This is a genomic window from Citrobacter sp. RHBSTW-01044, assembly GCF_013781945.1.
Taxonomy (GTDB): domain Bacteria; phylum Pseudomonadota; class Gammaproteobacteria; order Enterobacterales; family Enterobacteriaceae; genus Citrobacter; species Citrobacter braakii.
On the sequence record NZ_CP056180.1, the window covers coordinates 1682759 to 1706190 of the forward strand.

20 protein-coding genes are annotated in these 23432 nt (G+C 51.7%); 11 read left to right on the top strand and 9 right to left on the bottom strand.

What is annotated here, in order from left to right:
* Positions 1–39: 39 nt before the first annotated feature.
* Entirely contained in the window at positions 40–612 is a 573-nt protein-coding gene (yeiP, locus tag HV352_RS08100; protein ID WP_016153740.1) for an elongation factor P-like protein YeiP, read from the bottom strand.
* A 157-nt stretch (positions 613–769) separates the two neighbouring features.
* Here yeiP and HV352_RS08105 point away from each other — a divergent pair, with 157 nt between their 5' ends.
* Positions 770–1024, top strand: coding sequence for a YkgJ family cysteine cluster protein (locus HV352_RS08105; protein WP_016153739.1), 255 nt, complete (start codon positions 770–772; stop codon positions 1022–1024).
* Here HV352_RS08105 and setB read toward each other — a convergent pair.
* On the bottom strand, positions 1021–2202 hold the full coding sequence (gene setB, locus HV352_RS08110; RefSeq protein WP_016153738.1) for a sugar efflux transporter SetB: 1182 nt from the start codon (positions 2200–2202) through the stop codon (positions 1021–1023). The genes HV352_RS08105 and setB overlap by 4 nt on opposite strands.
* Before the next feature lie 368 nt (positions 2203–2570).
* On the opposite strand from setB, the gene fruB reads away from it, so the two are divergent.
* Genes fruB through fruA form a run of 3 tightly spaced genes read left to right on the top strand, consistent with a single transcriptional unit; the run spans position 2571 to position 6344 of the window.
* A complete protein-coding gene (fruB, locus tag HV352_RS08115; RefSeq protein ID WP_181635330.1) occupies positions 2571–3701 on the top strand; it encodes a fused PTS fructose transporter subunit IIA/HPr protein in 1131 nt (376 codons plus the stop codon).
* Positions 3701–4639 (top strand): 1-phosphofructokinase, encoded by a 939-nt coding sequence (gene fruK, locus HV352_RS08120; protein ID WP_003834544.1) that lies wholly within the window; start codon positions 3701–3703, stop codon positions 4637–4639. The genes fruB and fruK overlap by 1 nt, the downstream gene beginning before the upstream one ends.
* Before the next feature lie 16 nt (positions 4640–4655).
* Complete coding sequence (gene fruA / locus HV352_RS08125; RefSeq protein ID WP_181635331.1) at positions 4656–6344, top strand: PTS fructose transporter subunit IIBC; 1689 nt, start codon at positions 4656–4658, stop codon at positions 6342–6344.
* Between the two features lie 79 nt (positions 6345–6423).
* Here the strand turns inward: fruA and HV352_RS08130 are convergent, their stop codons facing one another.
* Positions 6424–7722, bottom strand: a complete 1299-nt coding sequence (locus tag HV352_RS08130) for an anaerobic C4-dicarboxylate transporter (RefSeq protein ID WP_181635332.1) — start codon at positions 7720–7722, stop codon at positions 6424–6426.
* Positions 7723–7798: 76 nt separating this feature from the next.
* A complete protein-coding gene (locus tag HV352_RS08135; protein ID WP_016153734.1) occupies positions 7799–8518 on the bottom strand; it encodes an amino acid racemase in 720 nt (239 codons plus the stop codon).
* A 353-nt stretch (positions 8519–8871) separates the two neighbouring features.
* On the opposite strand from HV352_RS08135, the gene hypT reads away from it, so the two are divergent.
* From hypT to HV352_RS08155, 4 genes are all read left to right on the top strand, one after another.
* The gene (gene hypT, locus HV352_RS08140) at positions 8872–9783 is read left to right on the top strand and encodes a hypochlorite stress DNA-binding transcriptional regulator HypT (protein ID WP_181635333.1); all 912 of its coding nucleotides are present in this window, start codon (positions 8872–8874) and stop codon (positions 9781–9783) included.
* A gap of 303 nt (positions 9784–10086) precedes the next feature.
* Entirely contained in the window at positions 10087–11028 is a 942-nt protein-coding gene (locus HV352_RS08145) for a pseudouridine kinase (RefSeq protein ID WP_016153731.1), read from the top strand.
* A complete protein-coding gene (locus tag HV352_RS08150) occupies positions 11016–11951 on the top strand; it encodes a pseudouridine-5'-phosphate glycosidase (protein ID WP_016156984.1) in 936 nt (311 codons plus the stop codon). Before HV352_RS08145 ends, HV352_RS08150 begins: the two co-directional genes overlap by 13 nt.
* 96 nt (positions 11952–12047) lie before the next feature.
* A complete protein-coding gene (locus HV352_RS08155) occupies positions 12048–13298 on the top strand; it encodes a NupC/NupG family nucleoside CNT transporter (RefSeq protein ID WP_047359178.1) in 1251 nt (416 codons plus the stop codon).
* Positions 13299–13341: 43 nt separating this feature from the next.
* On the opposite strand, the gene HV352_RS08160 is transcribed toward HV352_RS08155, so the two are convergent.
* The 3 genes from HV352_RS08160 to HV352_RS08170 form a co-directional block, all read right to left on the bottom strand.
* On the bottom strand, positions 13342–14430 hold the full coding sequence (locus HV352_RS08160; protein ID WP_047359177.1) for a sugar kinase: 1089 nt from the start codon (positions 14428–14430) through the stop codon (positions 13342–13344).
* Between the two features lie 2 nt (positions 14431–14432).
* On the bottom strand, positions 14433–15290 hold the full coding sequence (nfo, locus tag HV352_RS08165) for a deoxyribonuclease IV (RefSeq protein WP_046275457.1): 858 nt from the start codon (positions 15288–15290) through the stop codon (positions 14433–14435).
* 71 nt (positions 15291–15361) lie between these two features.
* Complete coding sequence (locus tag HV352_RS08170) at positions 15362–16411, bottom strand: YeiH family protein (protein ID WP_016153726.1); 1050 nt, start codon at positions 16409–16411, stop codon at positions 15362–15364.
* Positions 16412–16655: 244 nt separating this feature from the next.
* Between HV352_RS08170 and yieE the strand changes: the two genes are divergently transcribed.
* Together yieE and lysP are read left to right on the top strand one after the other, a co-directional pair.
* On the top strand, positions 16656–17528 hold the full coding sequence (yieE, locus tag HV352_RS08175; RefSeq protein WP_047500977.1) for a DNA-binding transcriptional regulator YeiE: 873 nt from the start codon (positions 16656–16658) through the stop codon (positions 17526–17528).
* 203 nt (positions 17529–17731) lie between these two features.
* The gene (lysP, locus tag HV352_RS08180; RefSeq protein ID WP_016153724.1) at positions 17732–19201 is read left to right on the top strand and encodes a lysine-specific permease; all 1470 of its coding nucleotides are present in this window, start codon (positions 17732–17734) and stop codon (positions 19199–19201) included.
* Between the two features lie 65 nt (positions 19202–19266).
* Here the strand turns inward: lysP and HV352_RS08185 are convergent, their stop codons facing one another.
* Together HV352_RS08185 and fghA are read right to left on the bottom strand one after the other, a co-directional pair.
* A complete protein-coding gene (locus HV352_RS08185) occupies positions 19267–21252 on the bottom strand; it encodes a ligand-gated channel protein (protein WP_016156980.1) in 1986 nt (661 codons plus the stop codon).
* Positions 21253–21600: 348 nt separating this feature from the next.
* A complete protein-coding gene (gene fghA / locus HV352_RS08190; RefSeq protein WP_049042014.1) occupies positions 21601–22437 on the bottom strand; it encodes an S-formylglutathione hydrolase in 837 nt (278 codons plus the stop codon).
* A gap of 321 nt (positions 22438–22758) precedes the next feature.
* Between fghA and folE the strand changes: the two genes are divergently transcribed.
* Positions 22759–23427 (top strand): GTP cyclohydrolase I FolE, encoded by a 669-nt coding sequence (gene folE, locus HV352_RS08195; protein WP_003027410.1) that lies wholly within the window; start codon positions 22759–22761, stop codon positions 23425–23427.
* Positions 23428–23432: the final 5 nt, after the last annotated feature.

The following is a 23432-nucleotide window of genomic DNA, read 5'->3' on the forward strand; positions in this document are numbered from 1 at the left end:
CAAATGCTGTCCCTTTTCGCCGGTGTCGCAGCAGAAAAGTTAGTCTGCGCGGCCCATATAGCGACGTTCTTCGATATGAATACGGATTTTTTCACCTGCACTCAGATATTCAGGAACCAGGATAACCAGACCGGTGCTCATGGTCGCTGGTTTGTTACGCGCACTTGCTGACGCGCCTTTAATGCCCGGTGCCGTTTCAACGATTTCCAGGTCTACCGTTTGCGGCAGTTCAAGCGCCAGCAACTGACCGTCCCAGGTCAGTACCTGCATATCCGGCATTCCGCCTTCCGGGATGAACAGCAATTCTTCTTCGATCTGGTCTTTGGTGAAGGTATACGGGGTATAGTCTTCTTTATCCATGAAGACGTATTCGTTGCCATCGACATAGGAGAAATCAACGCCACGACGGCTCAGGGTGACGGTATCAACGATGTCATCGCCTTTGAAGCGCTCTTCAACTTTCAGACCGGTACGAACATCAGAAAAACGCATTTTGTACAGCGTGGCGGCGCCACGTGCGGTTGGTGATTGAATATCAATATCTTTTACAATCAGCAGTTTGCCGTTGTAATTCAGTACCATACCTTTTTTAATTTCGTTCGCTCTTGGCATCGAAAAAATCCTGTAATGAGGAGTGTCTAAAATATCGCGTAAAACTACTCGCGCCGGGGCATTCAGGCAAGCGGAATTGATGCTTTTGCTGGTGCAAAAAAGGTGTTACTGTGCGCTTCCTGCACAATCCGATGGTTTACGATAAAGAGAGTACTGTATGGAATGCCGTCCGGATTGTGGTGCATGTTGCACCGCGCCTTCAATTTCCAGTCCCATCCCCGGCATGCCTGATGGCAAGCCCGCTAATACACCATGCGTTCAGCTGGATGAATCCCTGCGCTGTAAAATTTTTGCTTCGCCTCTGCGGCCAAAAGTGTGCGCCGGTTTACAGCCCAGTGCGGAAATGTGCGGACAGACGACGCACCAGGCCATGGTCTATCTCATCGAGCTCGAGGCGCTGACCGCACCTTAAACGTCTTTGATGCGCGTCAGACACGCGACGGTGGCGACGATCATCACCAACGCAAACCAGAATACCGCGTGATAGTTCCAGATTTCAGCGGCAATACCCGCCAACGATCCGGCAATAATCCAGCCCACGCGAATGGTATTTGTATAGAGAGTTGTGGCTGAACCCGCTTGTCCCGGCATCAGATCCTGGAAATAGAGCATGCCAATCCCGCCGAGGATGCCGATGTAAATCGCGTTCAGCAGCTGTAAGCCAAGCAATATCGCCGGAGAGTGGGCCAACAGCATGCCGGCATAAAAGAAAAATCCGGCGACAACGGCGATTCTCATTAACAGGCGTTTGCCCAGACGCTTCGCGAAGTATCCGGCAATCAACATGGTTGGGATTTCCAGCCCCGCGGCAGTTCCCATCATGATGCCCGCCAGCTTTTCCGGCAGATGCAGTTCGTTGATAATAAACAACGGCATATTAATGATATAGAGACTGTTAGTCCCCCACATTAACGTGCAGATAACAAACAGCAGCAGCGTGTCGCGTCGATTGCGGCGCGGGGCTTCTACCGCGCCTGTCGCGAGAGGCACGTTTTTACTCATCGAGGGTAAGAACAGCCAGACCATTACGCCGCAGACAACAAACGCCACCGCCGCGCTGAGGTACATCACCGTAAAGCTAAACCCCATGGCCAGCGCGTAGGCCAGCGGTGGGCCAATCACCCAGGCCAGCGAAACCTGCGCACGTAATATCGAGCTGAACATGACGGCTTCCCGACCCGTACGGTCGGCGTGCTCGCGGGCGAGAGCAAACATTTGCGGGTTGGCGGTCGAACCGAAGCTGCTGAGGAATACCCCGACAAATAGCAGAATAAAATAGTTACGGTTCCAGGCGAACAGCACGCAGGCCAGCATCCCCAGCACGCAGCAAAACACAATCAGGTTTTTGCGATCGCCTTTTTTATCTGAACGTCCGGCCAGAAACTGACTCACCAAAATGCCGATTACGGCGCTACCGGTAAAAAAGAACCCGACCATGCCGGGACGGGCATGGACTTCATCCGTCAGAAAAAGGCTGAGGGTTGGCGTCTGCAACGCACCGGCGATACCCGTCAGAAATGCGACAAGCAGGAACGCCGAAGACGTTAAATCAAACGCCTTGGGTGTGGCGGCTACGGGGGTGTTGTGCATGTTTTGATATCAATAATGTGAAGAGACGCGGAGTTTACGCTGCTTGTCAGAAAATAAACAGGGAGCCAAATCAAAATCGGCATCAAAAATCAAAATAGCATTTCAGTCAGAGAAAGCAGTTTGCTGACGCTGCTGAATCTGACAGGCTGACGCCGTTTTTGCGTCAGCAATTTTTTCTCCTCCGCGGAAAAAATGTGCGTTATCTCTAAATTCAGCAAGTAATTTGTCAACTTTACTTGTGTGCTGAAGAAAAAAGAGCAAGACTTCTTGAAACGTTTCAGCGTCATCTCGCCATAACTGATGGAGTCAGGTGACGCCTTTTTTCTCATGTTAGCTGAATCGTTTCAAATCAGCGGGAGAGGAGAACCATGTTCCAGTTATCTGTTCAGGATATTCACCCGGGCGAACAGGCCGGGAATAAAGAAGAGGCTATTCGCCAGGTTGCCGCTGCCTTAGTGCTGGCAGGTAACGTAGCGGAAGGCTACGTCGATGGCATGCTGGCGCGTGAACAACAGACGTCCACGTTCCTCGGCAACGGTATTGCTATTCCTCACGGTACGACGAACACGCGCGATCGGGTGCTGAAAACCGGCGTGCAGGTGTTTCAGTTTCCGCAGGGCGTGATCTGGGGTGAAGGGCAGGTTGCTTATGTGGCAATCGGCATCGCCGCCAGCTCTGATGAGCACCTCGGTTTATTGCGTCAGCTGACGCACGTGCTGAGCGATGACTCCGTCGCTGAACAGCTGAAATCTGCGACCACGGCGGAAGAGTTGCGCGCGTTGCTGATGGGGGAAAAGCAAAGCGAACAGCTGAAGCTTGATAACGAAACGCTGTCGCTGGACGTCGTTGCCAACTCGCTGGTCACGCTGCAGGCGCTCAACGCCGCACGGCTGAAAGAGGTCGGCGCGGTTGACGCCACCTTTGTGGCCAGAGCCATTAATGAGCAACCGATGAATCTCGGTCAGGGGATCTGGCTGAATGACTGTGCTGAAGGCAATGTGCGCAGCGCCGTTGCGGTCAGCCGCGCAGCAACAGCGTTCGATGTACAAGGTGAAGCGGCAGCCCTGCTGGTGACCGTCGCCATGAATGACGAACAACCGGTTGCGGTGCTGAAGCGCCTTGGCGATTTGCTGCTGAATAATAAAGCTGACCGTTTGTTGAAAGCCGATGCGGCAACGGTGCTGGCGCTGCTGACCAGCGATGATGCCTTAACTGATGATGTACTGAGCGCCGAATTTATTGTGCGCAATGAGCATGGTTTACACGCCCGCCCGGGCACCATGCTGGTGAATACGATTAAACAATTTAACAGTGAAATTACCGTGACAAATCTTGATGGAACCGGCAAGCCGGCGAATGGACGCAGTCTGATGAAAGTTGTGGCATTAGGCGTGAAGAAAGGACATCACCTGCGCTTTACCGCCCAGGGTGAAGATGCTGAACAGGCGCTGAAAGCGATTGGCGAAGCCATCGCGGCGGGTCTTGGGGAGGGCGCGTAATGAGCAGACGTGTTGCTACTATCACCCTTAACCCAGCCTACGATCTGGTGGGTTTCTGCCCGGAAATTGAACGCGGTGAAGTGAACCTGGTTAAAACGACCGGTCTGCACGCGGCAGGGAAAGGGATTAACGTCGCTAAGGTTTTGAAAGATTTAGGTATCGATGTAACGGTGGGCGGTTTCCTCGGTAAAGACAACCAGGATGGTTTTCAGCAGTTGTTCAGCGAGCTGGGTATCGCCAACCGTTTTCAGGTTGTACAGGGGCGTACCCGTATCAACGTCAAGCTGACCGAAAAAGACGGCGAAGTGTCCGATTTCAATTTCTCCGGCTTTGAAGTTACCCCGGCTGACTGGGAACGCTTTGTGAATGACTCGCTGAGCTGGCTGGGCCAGTTCGACATGGTGTGCGTCAGCGGCAGTTTGCCGACCGGCGTTAGCCCGGAAGCATTCACCGACTGGATGACGCGCCTGCGCAGTCAGTGTCCTTGCATTATCTTTGATAGTAGTCGTGAAGCACTGGTGGCCGGTCTGAAAGCGGCGCCGTGGCTGGTAAAACCAAACCGTCGTGAACTGGAAATCTGGGCTGGCCGTAAGCTGCCAGAAATGAAAGATGTGATTGAAGCTGCACATGCGTTGCGCGAGCAGGGTATTGCTCACGTGGTGATTTCACTTGGCGCGGAAGGTGCGCTGTGGGTTAACGCTTCGGGTGAGTGGATTGCTAAACCGCCGTCAGTCGAGGTGGTAAGCACCGTAGGCGCGGGTGATTCAATGGTTGGTGGCCTGATTTACGGCCTGCTGATGCGTGAATCCAGTGAACACACCCTGCGTCTGGCAACCGCTGTTGCCGCCCTGGCGGTAAGCCAAAGCAATGTGGGCATTACCGATCGTCCTCAGTTGGCCGCAATGATGGCGCGTGTCGACTTAAAACCGTTTAACTGACAGCAGGAGAGGCATAATGAAAACGCTGCTGATTATTGACGCTAATCTCGGCCAGGCTCGCGCTTATATGGCGAAAACCCTGCTTGGAGCGGCGGCGCAGAAAGCACATCTGGAAATTATTGATAATCCTAATGATGCCGAACTGGCAATTGTTCTGGGCGACACGCTTCCTGCCGACAGTTCGCTGAACGGCAAAAAAGTCTGGCTGGGCGATATTGGTCGTGCGGTTGCGCATCCTGAACTTTTCCTCAGTGAAGCGAAAGGTCACGCAAAACCTTATAGCGCTCCGGTTGCGACAGCGTCCGTGGCCAGTAGTGGTCCAAAACGCGTGGTGGCGGTGACGGCTTGTCCAACTGGTGTTGCCCATACGTTTATGGCCGCTGAAGCTATTGAAACGGAAGCGAAAAAACGTGGCTGGTGGGTGAAGGTTGAAACCCGTGGTTCTGTTGGCGCAGGCAATGCCATTACGCCGGAAGAGGTGGCTCAGGCGGATCTGGTGATTGTGGCGGCTGACATTGAAGTTGATTTGGCGAAGTTTGCCGGAAAACCAATGTACCGTACTTCTACTGGCCTTGCGCTGAAGAAAACGAAGCAGGAACTGGACAAAGCGCAGGAAGAAGCAACGCCGTACCAGCCAGCCGGCAAAGCGCAGTCTGCAACCACTGAAGGTAAGAAAGAGAGCGCTGGCGCGTATCGTCACCTGCTGACGGGCGTATCCTACATGCTGCCGATGGTGGTTGCTGGCGGTCTGTGTATTGCACTCTCATTCGCTTTTGGTATCGAAGCGTTCAAGGAGCAGGGTACGCTGGCGGCGGCGCTGATGCAGATTGGCGGTGGTTCAGCTTTCGCGCTGATGGTGCCGGTTCTGGCGGGCTACATCGCGTTTTCCATCGCTGACCGTCCGGGTCTGACGCCAGGTCTTATCGGCGGTATGCTGGCGGTGAGCACCGGTTCCGGCTTTATTGGCGGGATTATTGCCGGTTTCCTTGCCGGTTATGTGGCGAAGCTCATCAGCACGAAGCTGAAACTTCCGCAGAGTATGGAAGCGCTGAAACCGATCCTGATAATTCCGCTGCTCTCAAGCCTGGTGGTTGGTCTGGCCATGATCTACCTGATCGGTAAACCAGTGGCGGGCATTCTGGAAGGTCTGACCCACTGGCTGCAAACCATGGGAACCGCGAACGCGGTGCTGCTTGGAGCGATTCTTGGCGGCATGATGTGTACCGATATGGGCGGTCCGGTTAACAAAGCGGCGTATGCTTTCGGTGTGGGCCTGCTTAGTACGCAAACCTATGCGCCGATGGCGGCGATTATGGCGGCGGGTATGGTGCCTCCGCTGGCCCTGGGGCTGGCAACGCTGGTGGCGCGTCGTAAGTTCGACAAAGCGCAGCAGGAAGGCGGTAAAGCTGCGCTGGTACTGGGCCTGTGCTTTATTACCGAAGGGGCTATCCCATTTGCTGCCCGTGACCCGATGCGCGTTCTGCCTTGCTGTATCGTTGGCGGCGCGATTACCGGAGCTATCTCGATGGCGGTGGGGGCTAAGCTGATGGCGCCGCACGGCGGTCTGTTCGTGCTGTTAATCCCTGGCGCAATCACTCCGGTGGTTGGATACCTGCTGGCCATTATTGCCGGTACGCTGGTAGCCGGTCTCTCCTACGCGGTGCTGAAACGCCCGGAAGCAGAGGTTGTGGCAAAGGCGGCCTGATTTAACGCTGACATCCGGGGCAGAGATTTCTCTGCCCCTTTTTTTATCCATTAGATCTGCCTGGTAGTGTTAAACCGGTTCAGGCAATCATTGGCGCGATGATAAAACCAAAGGCAACGCCAGCAATGATCCCGCCAAGCCCTGGCAACATAAACGGATGGTTTAAGACATACTTACCCACGCGCGTTGTCCCGGTGGTGTCGAACTCCATTGCCGCCAGCGAAGTCGGATAAGTTGGCAGAACAAACACGCCGGTCACTGCGACATAGGAAGCCAGAATGGCCCATGTGGGTACGCCGAGCGCGACGGCAAGAGGGATAATCAGCGGCGTGGTGGCTCCCTGCGAATAGAGAAGCGCGCAGGTACCAAACAGCACCAGCGCCAACAGCATCGGATAAGCCCGTAGAATATCGCCCGCGATATCCTTTATCCCCGTTAAGTGGGCATCAATGAAAGTTGTGCCCAGCGTAACAATCCCCAGAATCACTGCCAACGAACTCATACCCGCCCGAAACGTGGATGTCAGGACAATCGCGTCTGTTGATGTTTTGCATAGCACCACCATCAGACACGCGGCAGCTAGCATGCAGATAATGATAATATCCCGGGTATTCATGGGGTTACCTGCATCGAATCCAGGGCGAAATTGAGGGCATGCGGCAAGAATAACGATGACCACCGTTGCCAGCATAAACAGGGCGACTGACAGTCTGGCACCTGGCGTTGTGCTGTTTTGCCCTGCATATTTACGCACCAGTCCTTTTTGCAGGCGTTCCAGATAGACTTCATCATCCTGTAGCTCACATCCCTGACGTGAGGCGATAAAAGCGGCGACCATCGCGGCGACAAATGAGGCAGGCAGACATACCGCCATAACCTGAATAAAGCTGATACCGTTGCCTTCCATAATAGTCAGCATAGCGGCCATTGCGGCACTGATCGGTGAACCGGATATCGCCACCTGAGAAGCGACTACGGAGCCTGCGAGCGTACGAGAAGGGCGAATACCTGACTCTTTGGCAACTTCGGCAATCACCGGCAGAGTAGAAAAGACGATGAACCCTGTTCCCGCCATAATCGTCATCGACCAGGTAATAATCGGCGCAATAATATTGATATATTTAGGGTTACGGCGCATAAAATTACCGGCAATGCGAACCAGATAATCCATGCCTCCGGCGGCCTGTAGCGCCGATGCCGCCACCACCACCGTCATAATAATGAGAATAACGTCAACGGGTGGTGAACCAATTTGCAGCCCAAATCCCAGCGTTAAAATAGCCAGCCCCAGCCCGCCGCATAAACCAATACCAATTCCGCCAAGGCGGATACCGAAAAATATTGCGCCCAACACTACGATAATTTCTAGCCAAATCATAATGGCCTCCGCCAGAGAGTAATTTGTAATTAAAATGGATTTTTATTTAATGCAACAATTAAACAGGTATGGACATTCATTGTGCCAAAAGGTGATTTTTACCCACGCGTTTCTCGTACCATTTAATACCGGCACGAACCAACGAACCGGTTGAATCAATATATTTCTCAGGTGACTTGTTGACTGCTTCGGCAAGAATGACAGGAACTTCAGTACATCCGAGCACGATGACTTGTGCCCCGCGTGAGAAGAGTGCTTCAGCCTGTTCATTCATCAGCGTTTGCGCCCGCTTAGCATCACCAGCTTTTAAGCAATAGATGCTTTCCATCACTTTTTCCTGACTGGATGAGTCAGGGCTGATGCAGGTTAACCCAAGAGATTCTATGCCTTTTTGATAGAGGCCCATGTATAAAGTGGCGTTGGTGGCGAGTAATCCGATTTGCGATTTCCCGCAGTTTTTAACCTCATTGATGGTCGTTTCAACGATACTGAGCAGCTCTGTATGGCAGCACGCTTTTAATTCATTAAACCAAAAGTGGGCGGTGTTACAGGGGATCACAATACACTCGGCGCCAGCATCTTCGAGTTTATGCATATAATCGCGCATTGCCGGAAGTGGGGAATGACCATGATGCATTAACGCGTCGGTTCGGTCTGGAATGTCAGGAATAGATGAAATAATTAAGGGGATATGTTCCTGGTCACGTTGCGCAGCGGTAAAAGTGACGAATTTATTAAACAGATCGACCGTTGCTGCAGGTCCCATACCACCAAGCACGCCAATTAAACCTTTCACGATATATACCTCAATTCACCGATAATTAATATTCAGAGCCGGGTTGTGTCTGCTGATAATGTTTAACAGCAGTGAGACGTGAGGAGAAATGCAATAATGTATGGTTCAATGCAAAAACCGCATGACTGTTGTTTATTGTGTAACCTCAGCAGGCCGGTATTCGGCCAGAGGCTACGCGTTACGCGGCGGAAAAGCGGTCGTAACCGATAGGGAGAGAAGTATGTTAATGTTAAAAATGAAGCCTTTATGCAAAAAACGAATCACCAGGCGCTAATGATGAATGTCATCTCCGGAACTATTCAGGCATGATGCTTTAAGGCTAATAGGCATATTTAAATATCCGCGTGATAAGCATGAAAAATATTGAGACAAAATGGTTATACGACTTTCTTACGTTGGAGTCATGCCGTCATTTTTCCCAGGCGGCTGAGGAGCGCAACATATCCCAACCGGCATTTAGTCGGCGGATCAAGGCGCTCGAATCAGCCGTGGGTGTGCTGCTTTTTGATCGCACAACGAGCCCACTGCAACTCACGGAGGAGGGCAAGCTATTTCATTCGCAAACCCGTAGTTTGTTGCAACAGCTGGAATGTAATCTGGATGAGCTAAGCGGCCACAATTTACTGGGTGTACCCAATATCAAAATAGCAGCGGCACATTCTTTGTCGCTGACGATGTTGCCCAGGTTGGTGCACTCAATGGCGGCCTGGGGGGAGGAGTTTGTCTATCACGTTGAAGCTATTGATGTTGTTCAGGCGGTGAATACTCTGCGCGAGGGGAAAAGCGATTTTATTATCTCCTTTCGGGATGAAGACTTAATGCAGTCACCTTTCTGCGGCTTGAAGGTTTTTGAGTCTGAACTGTACCCCGTGTGTGCTGCTGATGCGCAGGGTAAGGCGTTGTTTGATATCTATCAGTCGCAGGCGCCGATTCTGAACTATACCAGCACATCCTACATGGGAAGATTGGTAAACCGTCATCTGGCGGAAGTAGGCGGCATTTCAGCCCGTACGCTGTTTATGTCTTCGATGAGTGAGTTATTAAAAAATATGGCATTGGATGGGCATGGTATCGCCTGGCTGCCGGCGTGGACAATCGTAAACGAACTGCGCGAAAAGCGGCTGGTTTGTCTGCAGACGCCGGAACTGATGGTGCCTATTCAGGCTTATATTTACCGAATGGATACCCGGTTGAATAAAACGGCTGAGCACTTCTGGCGGATTTTGTACAACCATATGCCAGAGGACCTTGTTTCGCTCAGTTGATACGAACCGGATCGTCTGGCGCATCTGAAAAATCTCCGGTTATGCCGGAGTTAAACTCTTTAGACTGCTTGAATTGTGTACTACTTCTCATTTTCTCTTTCCTTTACAGACTGTATCTATAAAAAATTGTGATTCTGTTCATATCTATTGAGTTTAGATCTTGAATATGGATTTACTTTGTCAAAAACACGCTTACTATGAACATATGTTTGATAGTGAACACGTGCTCTAATAACCTGATGTGTGGCGTTGGTTATTTTTAACGAACTCATTTGTGGCAAGTTAATTGCCAGGGGATGTGCTATGCGTGAAAAGGAATACATAGTAACTATTGGCTCGGCCAATATGGATGTTGCTGGGTATTCGCATGCTTCTCTAAATTATGCGGATTCGAATCCAGGAAAGATAAAATTCACCCCCGGCGGAGTTGGACGTAACATTGCACATAATCTCGCGCTGCTGGGGAAAAATTCATGGTTACTGACGGCGGTTGGTAATGATTTTTATGGACAATCGTTATTGGCGCAAACCAATCAATCCGGAGTTCATGTTGATAAGTGTCTTATCGTTCCCGGAGAGAATACGTCCAGTTATTTATCATTGCTTGATAATACCGGTGAAATGTTGGTTGCCATTAATGATATGAGCATTACCGAACATATTTCAGCAGATTTTTTATCACAGCATCATGATTTTATTCGGCAGGCGAAAGTCATCGTCGCCGATTGCAATATCAGCGAAGATGCCCTGGCATGGGTGCTGGAAAATGCCGGAGAGGTTCCGGTGTTTGTTGACCCGGTATCGGCATGGAAATGCGTCAAAATTCGCGAGCGGCTTGGACAAATTCACACTCTTAAACCCAACCGGCTTGAAGCCGAAACGCTAAGCGGTATTGCGCTTTCCGGGCGTGATGACGTGGGTAAAGTCGCCGCCTGGTTTCATGATCGCGGCTTAAATAGGCTGGTGCTCAGCATGGGCGGTGACGGTGTTTATTACAGTGATATTGCGGGGAGCCGTGGTTGGTCACTGCCGATTAAAACTCACGTCATTAATGTTACCGGGGCTGGCGATGCAATGATGGCTGGACTGGCTTCCTGCTGGGTAGACGGCATGCCCTTTATTGATTCGGTTCGATTTGCGCAGGGTTGTTCATCAATGGCGTTAGCCTGTGAATATACCAATAACCCTGATTTGTCTGTTGCGAATGTAAGCTCATTAGTGGAGAACACAGAATGTCTGAATTAACTCTTTCCTCTGAATTATTACAAATATCTCCAGAAGTACAGGAAGCATTAAACAGTAAGAAGCCGATTGTTGCACTTGAATCAACCATTATTTCTCATGGAATGCCATTTCCGCAGAATGCCCAGACAGCGATTGAAGTAGAAGAAACTATTCGTAAACACGGTGCGGTTCCTGCGACCATTGCCATTATTGGCGGAATAATGAAAGTTGGTTTAAGCAAAGATGAAATTGAGCTGCTTGGGCGGGAAGGTCATAGCGTTACGAAAGTAAGTCGTCGTGATTTGCCTTTTGTGGTCGCGGCAGGAAAAAATGGTGCAACGACTGTTGCCTCAACCATGATTATTGCCGCCCTGGCGGGAATTAAAGTATTTGCGACAGGGGGAATAGGTGGGGTTCATCGTGGTGCTGAACATACCTTTGATATTTCCGCGGATCTGCAAGAACTGGCGCATACCAATGTCACGGTAATTTGTGCCGGGGCGAAATCTATTCTTGATCTCGGCTTAACTACTGAATATTTAGAAACCTTTGGTGTGCCGTTAATTGGGTATCAAACCAACGCGTTGCCAGCATTTTTCTGCCGTACCAGTCCGTTTGAGGTCAGTATACGTCTGGACAGTGCGCAAGAGATTGCCCGTGCCATGGCGGTGAAATGGCAAACGGGTCTCGACGGCGGTCTGGTTGTTGCGAACCCCATCCCAGAGCAGTTTGCGATGGCCGAAGAGAAAATTAATGCGGCAATCGATCGGGCGGTAAAAGAAGCGGAAGATCAGGGCGTTGTGGGCAAAGAGAGTACGCCGTTCCTGTTAGCGCGGGTTGCAGAGCTGACCGGTGGTGACAGCCTGAAATCAAATATTCAGCTGGTGTTCAACAATGCGGTACTGGCCTGTGAAATTGCGAAGGAGTATCAGCGCCTCGTCTGACAGAGTATCCCGGGCAGAATGCGGTCGCCCGCGAATATCAAACCTACCAAAACCTGGCGATAACGCCGGGTTTCCTGGCATGAAGGGAATTTCATTATGGATATAATGAGAAGTGTTGTGGGTATGGTGGTATTACTGGCCATCGCGTTTCTGCTGTCAGTAAATAAAAAACGTATAAGTCTGCGCACGGTCGGGGCTGCACTGGTACTGCAAATCGCAATCGGCGGCATTATGCTGTACTTCCCGCCAGGAAAATGGCTGGTTGAACAGGCTGCGCTCGGTGTCCACAAGGTGATGTCATACAGTGACGCGGGAAGCGCATTTATCTTTGGCTCCCTGGTTGGGCCAAAAATGGATGTGCTGTTTGACGGAGCCGGGTTTATCTTCGCTTTTCGGGTGCTTCCGGCCATCATTTTTGTGACCGCACTGATCAGTCTTCTCTACTACATTGGCGTGATGGGGCTGTTGATCCGCATCCTCGGCGGTATTTTCCAGAAAGCGCTGAACATCAGTAAGATCGAGTCATTTGTCGCCGTAACGACGATTTTCCTCGGGCAAAACGAGATCCCGGCGATCGTGAAGCCGTTTATTGACCGCCTGAATCGCAATGAGCTGTTTACCGCTATTTGTAGTGGGATGGCCTCGATTGCTGGCTCAATGATGATTGGTTACGCCGGAATGGGCGTTCCGATTGACTATTTGCTGGCGGCATCGTTGATGGCAATCCCTGGCGGTATTTTGTTCGCGCGTATGCTGAGTCCGGCTACTGAAGAATCTCGCGTCACCTTTGAGAACCTGTCATTTACTGAAACGCCACCGAAAAGCATCATCGAAGCAGCGGCGAGCGGAGCGATGACCGGGCTGAAAATTGCTGCTGGCGTGGCGACGGTCGTAATGGCATTTGTTGCCATTATCGCGCTGATTAACGGCATTATTGGCGGAATTGGTGGGTGGTTTGGCTTTGGTCACGCCACTCTGGAAGGGATCTTTGGCTATGCGCTAGCCCCGCTGGCGTGGATTATGGGTGTGGACTGGGGCGATGCGACGCTGGCAGGCAGCCTGATCGGACAGAAGCTGGCGATTAATGAGTTTGTCGCTTATCTCAACTTCTCGCCGTATCTGCAAACGGGTGGAACGCTGGATGTGAAGACCATTGCGATTATCTCGTTTGCGCTGTGCGGTTTCGCTAACTTTGGTTCGATTGGCGTTGTCGTCGGGGCATTTTCGGCGATAGCGCCACAGCGTGCCCCGGAAATCGCGCAGCTTGGCATGCGCGCGCTGGCAGCAGCAACGCTGTCAAACCTGATGAGCGCCACTATAGCCGGTTTCTTTATCGGGCTGGCATAGCGAAAATAATGCCGGATACGCGTAGCGCCATCCGGCATTACATTTAAGCAGTTTGCAGCAAATACAAGGCGTTATCTGCTGAGAGGGTTGGGTTATTGATGCTGACGCTGGCTCGCGATAATGCCGCGCAGGCCATGGCAAAGTGAGCGCTTTCACGAAATTCACTACCTTCCAGAAAGCTGTAAAGCAATCCCGCCATAAAAGCATCGTCGGCGCCAAAACTGTCTACAACCGTATGCTCAGGAGGCGTCAGTAAAAACTGTTCTCCGTCCTTTTCGCTGCAAAAAACGGATTCATCTTCCAGGCAAACAAAGATTCGTTTTACCCCTTGCTGATGGAGACTATTAACGGCCAGTACGCGATCGGCATCTGAATGAATAGGTTGACCCCACAAAATCGCCAGCTCTTTCTGCGTTGGTTTTAGCGTATGAATACGCGTAAACCAGGTCTTCATTTTTGCCGCTTTGAACTCTGAAACGGTGTCAATGAATACCGGAATATCATCAGCAATAGTAAAGACCCACTCAATGGCTTCGGCAGTCAGATTGCAATCTGCCAGTACGACACCGGAATGGCGGATCAAATCTCGCGAACTGTTCAGTAACTGCGGCGTCAATTGTTGCAGGATATGGGTATCGTTAATTGCCAGTACGGTCTCTTCCTGCTGATTAGCGATCGACAGGTAAGTTGAGGTGTTATGTCCATGCAGGCGTATGCAACTGGAAACGTTAACACCGGCCTGACGCGTTTGTTCCAGCAATGTTTCGCCATAGAAATCACTGCCAACAGCGGAAATTAAGTGGACGTCACGGCCCAGCAGCGCCAGGTTGTGGGCGATGTTGCGTCCCACGCCGCCTGCCGAGCAGTGAATGTTACCAGGGTTAGAGGCAGCCTGAGGATAGTGGATGTCAGCAACACCACGAATATCCATATTGATCGCCCCGACAACCACGCAATAATCCTGTTCGGTAAGGATATAACCTTTACCTTTAATCATGCCTTTACGCATCAAATCCATAATATGCGCAGCAACGCGTGAACGGCTGATCTGCAAAATATCGGCGATTTCATTCTGCTGAATCAACGGATTGCGACGCAGGATCTTAAGGATCTGCTTTTCCCTGTCGTTCATGATTATGCCACCGCTTTTTCTGTTTGCTGGGCTTTCAGCCAGGCAATCTCTTCTGCCCAGATATCCGGATTAATCGTTTCGAGCACCAGCGGAATGCCGTCAAAACGATTGTCCTGCATGATCCAACGGAAGGCATCGTGGCCAATATTGCCTTCACCTAAGCTGTGGTGACGGTCAACGCGACTGCCAAATGCGCTCTTGGCGTCGTTCAGGTGCATACCGCGTAGGTACCTGAAGCCGACAATACGTTCAAATTCCGCAAACGTCTTTTCGCATTCCTCGACGGAGCGCAAATCGTAACCGGCCGCGAAGGCATGGCAGGTATCAATACAGACGCCGACGCGGGACTTATCTTCAACGCCGTCGATAATGGCGGCAAGGTGCTCAAACTTAAATCCAAGGTTGCTGCCTTGTCCGGCGGTATTTTCGATAACTGCCGTAACGCCCTGGGTCTGAGCAAGGGCGATGTTGATGGATTCGGCAATGCGCGCCAGACACTCATCTTCCGGGATCTGCATCAAATGGCTGCCCGGGTGAAAGTTCAGCAAGGATAAGCCCAGCAGTTCACAGCGCTGCATTTCATCTATAAACGCATCACGTGATTTTTCCAGCGCATCGCTAACCGGATGACCGAGGTTAATCAGGTAACTGTCGTGAGGCAGGATCTGGGCGGCAGTATAATGATACTTCTCGCAGGCAGATTTAAAATCATCAATGATTTCGGTGGTCAGCGGCGCGGCACGCCACTGGCGCTGATTTTTGGTGAACAGGGCGAATGCGGTCGCTTCGATTTCTGCGGCTCGAATAGCGGCGTTAGCCAGACCGCCAGCGGCGCTTACGTGCGCTCCGATATATTTCATAAATTTAACCCGCCATACTCAAATACAAAAAGGGAGAGTATAGCGGGTTAATAGAGGTGAGTCGTGATCGTTTATGCCATCAGCGCGTGGATAGCGACGTTAATCGCACCGCCACCCACAATCAGCCAGACAAACAGCAGCAGGGCCATCAGTAACGGTTTGGCACCGGCTTTTTTCAGCGCGCTAACGTGCGTGGTCAGCCCCAGGGCAGCCATCGCCATTGCCAGCAAAATGGTGTCCAGCGTTACCAGCATGTTCACTACTGACTGTGGCAGCAGGTGGAACGAGTTAAAAATTGCGACCACAATGAACAGGATGGCAAACCATGGAATGGTTATTTTGCTCTTCTCACCGCCCGTGGCCGGAGACAGTTGTTTAACGCGTGCGGCCAGGAGGATAAGGAACGGTGCAAGCATCATGACGCGCAGCATTTTGGCAATAACCGCGGCGTTTTCCGCATCCGGGCTAATGGCGTGCCCGGCAGCCACAACCTGTGCAACTTCATGCATGGTGGAGCCAATGTAAATGCCGTAGGTTTCTGGGCTAAACCAGTGTGAAAGCAACGGATACATCGCCGGATACAGGAAGATAGCGATAGTACCGAAGATAACCACGGTGGCGACAGCGACGGTCACTTTACTGGCTTCTGCTTTCACCACTGGTTCGGTTGCCAGCACGGCGGCGGCACCACAAATGCTGCTCCCCGCGCCAATCAGCCAACTGGTGTGACGGTCCAGACCAAATACTTTCTGCCCCAGGAAACAGGCAATCATAAAGGTACTGCTTAGCGTTAACACATCAATCACGATACCGCTGACGCCGACGTCAGCAATTTGCGCGAAGGTGAGGCGGAAACCGTAGAGGATAATCCCCAGACGTAATAAATGTTGTTTCGCGAACAGCACGCCGCCGTCACAGCTTTTCCAGATGTGCGGATAGACGGTGTTGCCGAGAATCATCCCCAATAAGATGGCTAAGGTGAGGGCGCTGAACCCGGCACCTGCGACGGCGGGAATGGATCCTCCCCATAAGGCGACCCCAGTGATAACTGCACTCAGGGCAAGCCCCGGAATAAAATGCCACGCTGTACGACGATGAGTCTGTAAGGTGAGTTCTGTCATATCCTTCTCCTTTATCTGGGTAAAAGAGTAAGGCGAAGTGGTTTAAAAATAAAATTGATTATATATTTATAATTAATCTATATAAGTGGTATACCCGTCATACTTCAAGTTGCATGTGCGTTGGCTGCGCTCGTTCACCCCAGTCACGTACTTAAGTACGCTCCGGGGGATGCTCTCTCTTGCCGCCTTCCTGCAACTCGAATTATTTAGGGTATAAGTAACGGCTATCCGGTGGAAAATGACTATGCATATCACCCTGCGACAACTTGAAGTGTTTGCTGAGGTACTAAAAAGCGGCTCAACAACCCAGGCATCTGTCATGCTGGCATTGTCGCAGTCGGCGGTGAGTGCGGCGCTTACCGATCTGGAAGGGCAACTTGGCGTGCAACTGTTTGACCGTGTTGGCAAACGGCTGGTGGTTAACGAACACGGACGCTTGCTTTATCCGCGCGCGCTGGCGTTACTTGAGCAAACGACCGAAATCGAACAGCTTTTTCGCAAAGATAATGGCGCCATTCGGGTCTATGCCAGTAGCACCATCGGTAATTATATTCTGCCCGCCATGATCGCCCGTTATCGCCAGGACTTCCCTGATTTGCCGCTGGAACTTAGCGTGGGCAACAGCCAGGACGTGATCAATGCGGTGCTGGATTTTCGGGTAGACATCGGGCTGATTGAAGGGCCGTGTCACAGTACGGAAATCATCTCTGAACCGTGGCTGGAGGACGAACTGGTGGTGTTTGCCGCACCGTCGTCACCGCTCACAAAGGGGCCCATTACGCTGGAACAGCTGGCTGCTTCGCCGTGGATCCTGCGTGAGCGAGGATCGGGGACGCGTGAACTGGTGGATTACCTGCTGTTGTCTCATCTGCCAAGATTTCAGATGGCGATGGAGTTGGGGAACTCCGAGGCCATTAAGCATGCGGTGCGCCATGGTCTCGGGATCAGCTGTTTGTCGCGTCGGGTCATTGCGGAGCAGTTACAGGCAGGGACGCTGAGCGAAGTTACCGTGCCACTGCCGCGTTTAGTGCGCACTCTCTGGCGCGTTCATCACCGGCAAAAACATATCTCCAATGCCATTACGCGTTTTTTATATTACAGCGACCAGGTTGAGTAGGGCGAATAGCGCGCTAACTCTCGTCAGGCCACCCTATCCATAATGGCTGTAACGTCTTAACCGCCTTGTGCCGCCCGTTTTCTGCTTTACTTATAATCCGCGGCCAGTCATGAAGGTCTCTTATAACAGCGCATTTGTGCCGGAAGAATGCCATTTCGTCTGCTACAATCGCGCCTCATTTTTTGGATGGATAGCATTTTCACATGGTTTCCGAAACTAAAACCACAGAAGCGCCCACGCTACGTCGTGAACTGAAGGCGCGTCACCTGACGATGATTGCCATTGGAGGCTCCATCGGTACAGGTCTTTTCGTTGCATCTGGTGCAACTATTTCTGCGGCGGGTCCTGGCGGCGCGTTGTTCTCTTATATCCTGATCGGTCTGATGGTGTACTTCCTGATGACCAGCCTCGGTGAACTGGCTGCCTATATGCCGGTTTCCGGCTCGTTCTCCACTTACGGTCAAAACTACGTAGAAGAAGGCTTTGGCTTCGCGCTGGGCTGGAACTACTGGTACAACTGGGCGGTAACGATTGCCGTTGACCTGGTGGCCGCACAGCTGGTGATGAGCTGGTGGTTCCCGGACACGCCGGGCTGGATCTGGAGCGCACTGTTCCTCGGCGTTATCTTCCTGCTGAACTACATTTCCGTTCGCGGATTTGGTGAAGCGGAATACTGGTTCTCGCTGATCAAAGTCACCACTGTAATTATCTTCATCGTGGTTGGCGTGATGATGATTTTCGGTATCTTCAAAGGTACTCAGCCAGTGGGATGGAGCAACTGGACGACTGGTGATGCACCGTTTGCCGGGGGTTTTGCCGCTATGATTGGCGTGGCGATGATCGTCGGCTTCTCCTTCCAGGGAACAGAGCTGATCGGTATCGCGGCAGGCGAATCTGAAGATCCTGAAAAGAACATTCCACGTGCGGTGCGTCAGGTGTTTTGGCGAATCCTGCTGTTCTATGTGTTCGCGATTTTGATTATCAGCCTGATTATCCCGTACACCGATCCGAGCCTGCTGCGCAACGATGTGAAAGACATCAGCGTTAGCCCGTTCACGTTGGTATTCCAGCATGCGGGTCTGCTGTCAGCCGCAGCAGTAATGAACGCGGTTATCCTGACGGCGGTACTGTCAGCGGGTAACTCCGGGATGTATGCCTCCACGCGTATGCTTTACACCCTGGCATGCGACGGTAAAGCGCCGCGTATTTTCGGCAAACTGTCTCGTGGCGGTGTACCGCGTAACGCGCTGTATGCGACGACTGTGGTGGCGGGGCTGTGTTTCCTGACCTCTATGTTTGGTAACCAGACCGTGTACCTCTGGCTGCTGAACACCTCAGGGATGACGGGCTTTATCGCCTGGCTGGGGATCGCGATTAGCCACTATCGCTTCCGTCGCGGTTATGTGTTGCAGGGTCACGATGTGAAGGATCTGCCGTACCGTTCTGGCTTCTTCCCGCTGGGTCCGATCTTCGCCTTTGTGCTGTGCCTGATTATCACTCTGGGCCAGAACTACGAAGCGTTCCTGAAAGATAGCATTGACTGGGGCGGCGTGATGGCAACCTATATCGGTATCCCGCTGTTCCTGATTATCTGGTTTGGCTATAAGCTGGCGAAAGGAACTCATTTTGTTCGCTACAGCGAAATGAAATTCCCGGATCGCGTGAAGAAATAACAGTATAAAAAGCATAACAAAAACCCCGGCATGATGAGTGCCGGGGTTTTTTTATTGCGCCAAACTTAGAAGCTGTAAGTCAGGCCAACCGTGTAACGACGACCATCGAGAACAGTGTCGTAGGTATCGTAATCGATTTGCTTATCCAGCACGTTATACACGCCAGCGGTCATCAGCAGATCTTTGTTAGCATAATAGCGTAAACCAACATCGACCTGAGTATAGGACGGGGTGCCCTGCGCCATGGAGGTACGGCTCAGGTATTCAGACGTTTTCCCGCGCAGATTCAGACGGCTCCAGAAACCGAGATCCTGCGTGGCCTGCCAGTCCAGCGTGGTGTTGAACATATGCTTTGGCATTTTGTTCAATGGCTGACCGGAGAACTGACCGCTTTTCTGTTCAGATTCCGTGTAAGTGTAGTTCGCCGTCCAGTTGATGTCGGAAGTCATCTTCCAGCCGAAAGTGGATTCTACGCCGCGCATATTGGCTTTATCGACGTTAACGCGATCGCTGACGAAGTCATAGTGGGTATTGCCGATGGTACAGGCCGGATCGGAGCTGCTGTTACAGCGGCGCACTTCGGTGATTTTGTCTTTGAAGTCAGTATTGAACAGCGTGACGCCCGCGTTGAGATCGTTGCCGTTATCCCACAGTAAACCGATCTCTTCGCTGAGGCTTTTCTCCGGCTTCAGGTCCGGGTTGCCGACAATGATTCCGTTCAGTCTACCGCCGCCGGTGACCTGTCCCCAACTGGCAGACGACTGGCGCAGATCCGGTGCGCGATAGCCCGCTGAAACGCCGCCTTTTAAGGTCCATTGATCGCTCAGATGCCATACGCCATAACCGCGCGGCGTCCAGTTGTCGCCGTAGTTTTCATCTTTATCCATACGCAGACCGCCAGTCAGCGTGAAGGTATCGGTAACGGCCCACTCATCTTCAGCAAACAGCGCCCAGCTCCAGCGGGTCAGTTTGTTCAGTCCATCAGCAGCTTGCAGCTGGTTGCCGTTATCACTCAGTTTTTCATAACGGTATTGCCCGCCCAACGTCAGGGTGTGCGCCCCAAGGAAGACCTGGTTCTGGTTATTGAAAATCGTGTTGTAGGACTTCATCTGGCGACCTGGGTTTTCGGTCTCTTCCTGCTGGACATAGCTGGTGGAGTTGAAGTCGTCGTAATAACCGCTGTGGGTTAGTGAATACGTTGTGTGCACATACTTGTTTTCGCTTTTACTGTTAGGCTTGCAGCTTCCGTTGCGGCAGCTTTCCTCGGCCATGGATTTGCCTGGCGTGCTGTCGCGATCCTGCAGTTCACGTGCGTAATCGAAGTCGATGTCATTTTTATCATCTGGCGTAAAGTTCAGGGTTAAGCCCCCGTTACGCATACGCTGTTCATTGTAGCCATTGAGGATTTTGTCCTCCGCCCGATGAGAGAATAATCCGGTCACTTTTGCGCCGAGTAATCCGTCAATCAGTGGCCCAGACGCATAGGCGTTGGTCTGATAAATATCGCCGGAGTCTCTGTCTTCCTGGAAAGTGGCATCGCCGTGCAGAGAGCCGGTCCAGGCTTTGGTATTCGACACTTTCTTGGTGATGACGTTAATGACGCCGCCCATCGCATCGGAGCCGTACAGAGATGACATTGGGCCACGGATTACCTCGATACGCTCAATGGATTCCAGTGGCGGCAGCCAACCTTGCTCAATACCTGAGTTGTCGCTGTTAGGACGTGTGCCGCGTGTGCTGATGCGTTTACCGTTGACCAGGAAGAGCGTGTATTGCGAAGCCATACCACGAATACTGATATCGCTGCTGCTACCCCCGCCGGTGACGACGACGCCAGGGACATCTTTTAGCGCATCGGTAACATCGCGATAGGCTTTGTCCTCAATCTGCTGCTTGGTAATAACAGATATCGAAGCGGGAGCGTCCTGAATTTTCTGTTCGAAGCCGGTGGCGGTAACCACCACGGTGTCTTGTTCAGCGGCATGCCCGAGTGATGGGAGACTGGCGACGCATACTGCGGCAGCTACAGCCTTAACGTGAGGTATAGTCATTTGTATCATTCCATTTAAATGAATTTACCCGGCATACTTCAAGTTGCAGATGCGTGGCTACGCGCGTTCATACAACTCGAATTATTTAGGGTAACGATCAGCGCGTCATGTGAAAGGCCATGACAATTGTATGTATTTGTCTTTTAAGGACTCTTTTCAGTAAAGAAGCGAATGGATTGTACAAAAGTATGAATATTTGTAAACACAAATGATAATCGAAATCATTTGTGTTTGATCTCGTTTTGAGGGTAATGCTTTTTAAATCAATAGGATAGTGGAAAAAGAAAAAAGGAGAAAAAGTGAAGGAATGATGGAGAAATGAAGAGGGCTGGCGCCCTCACTCAGGCGTTACTTCAACAAATACTGGGCGTGGAAGCGCAGGTGATCCTCAATAAACGACGCAATAAAGTAATAGCTATGGTCGTAACCTGGCTGGATGCGTAGCGTCATTGGCCATGCGGTTTGACGGGCCGTTTCGGCTAGTACCGCGGGTTGCAGCTGATCGGCGAGAAACTGATCGCTGTCTCCTTGATCAATAAGCGTCGGAATCGCGTCTGCGGGCTTGCTGGCCAACATTAACTCGCAGCTGTCCCACGCGGCCCACTGTGATTTATCTTCACCCAGATACGCGCTAAAAGCCTTCTCCCCCCACGGAACGCGGCAAGGATTTACGATCGGTGCAAAGGCGGAAATGCTGGTGTATTTCCCGGGATTTTTCAGCGCCATAATCAATGCGCCGTGACCGCCCATGGAGTGTCCACTGATGGCGCAGCGATCGCTGACGTTAAACTGCGATTGAATCAGTGCCGGCAGCTCATCACGCAGATAGTCATACATGCGAAAATGCGTTGCCCACGGCTGTTGGGTGGCATTGAGGTAAAATGCCGCCCCCTGGCCTAAATCGTAGCCATCATCATTGGCAACCTGCTCGCCGCGCGGACTGGTGTCCGGCATCACCAGTACAATGCCCAGCTCAGCCGCAATGCGTTGTGCGCCGGCTTTAGTCGTGAAGTTTTCATCATTGCATGTCAGACCCGACAGCCAGTACAGCACCGGAGGCGGGGTGTTATCGCGCGGGGGAGGAAGAAAAATACTGAAGGTCATGGTGCAATTTAACGTGGCGGAGTCGTGACGCCAGCGTTGCTGCCAGCCTTCAAAACAGCGGTGCTCTTCAAGCATTTCCATGCGGGGCTCCTTGTTGTGTTGTACCTGAATATGTTTGCGAACTCACCATAATACAGATTATTCATGGCACTGTGAGCAACTTTCACTTCCGCATTGAGCAAACATACTTCATCATCTATATAACTTTACATTAACACTCGACGTCGCCGGGTAGAACGACAAGTGAAATCGCTACGCTGAAAGGCTGTACCAATTTCAATAATTATCGCGGTGAATACTGGATTATGTGCGCCGCCTCACGCACAATGTTCTGGCTGTGACACAGCCTAAAAACTTTGCCCCATGCAGGGCAGAGGCGCCCCACCTGCAGGAGAAGAAGAAATGTCATCACTCAGTAAAGAAGCGGCCCTGGTTCATGAAGCGCTGGTCGCGCGTGGTCTTGAAACGCCACTACGCCCGCCCGTGCAAGAGATGGATAACGAAACGCGCAAACGTCTTATCTCGGGCCATATGACCGAGATTATGCAGTTGCTCAATCTCGATTTGAGCGATGACAGTTTGATGGAAACTCCGCATCGCATTGCGAAAATGTATGTCGATGAGATTTTCTCCGGCCTCGACTACGCCAACTTCCCGAAAATTACCGTCATTGAAAACAAAATGAAGGTGGACGAGATGGTCACGGTTCGCGATATCACGCTGACCAGCACCTGCGAACACCACTTTGTTACTATCGATGGCAAAGCGACGGTGGCGTATATCCCGAAAGATTCGGTTATTGGTCTGTCGAAGATTAACCGCATTGTGCAGTTTTTCGCACAGCGTCCGCAGGTTCAGGAACGTCTCACCCAGCAAATTCTCACCGCGCTGCAAACGCTGCTCGGGACGAATAATGTGGCGGTGTCGATTGATGCGGTACATTACTGTGTGAAAGCGCGTGGCATTCGCGATGCGACCAGTGCGACCACGACCACTTCTCTTGGCGGATTGTTTAAGTCCAGCCAGAACACGCGTCAGGAGTTCCTGCGCGCAGTACGTCATCACAACTGATTAGG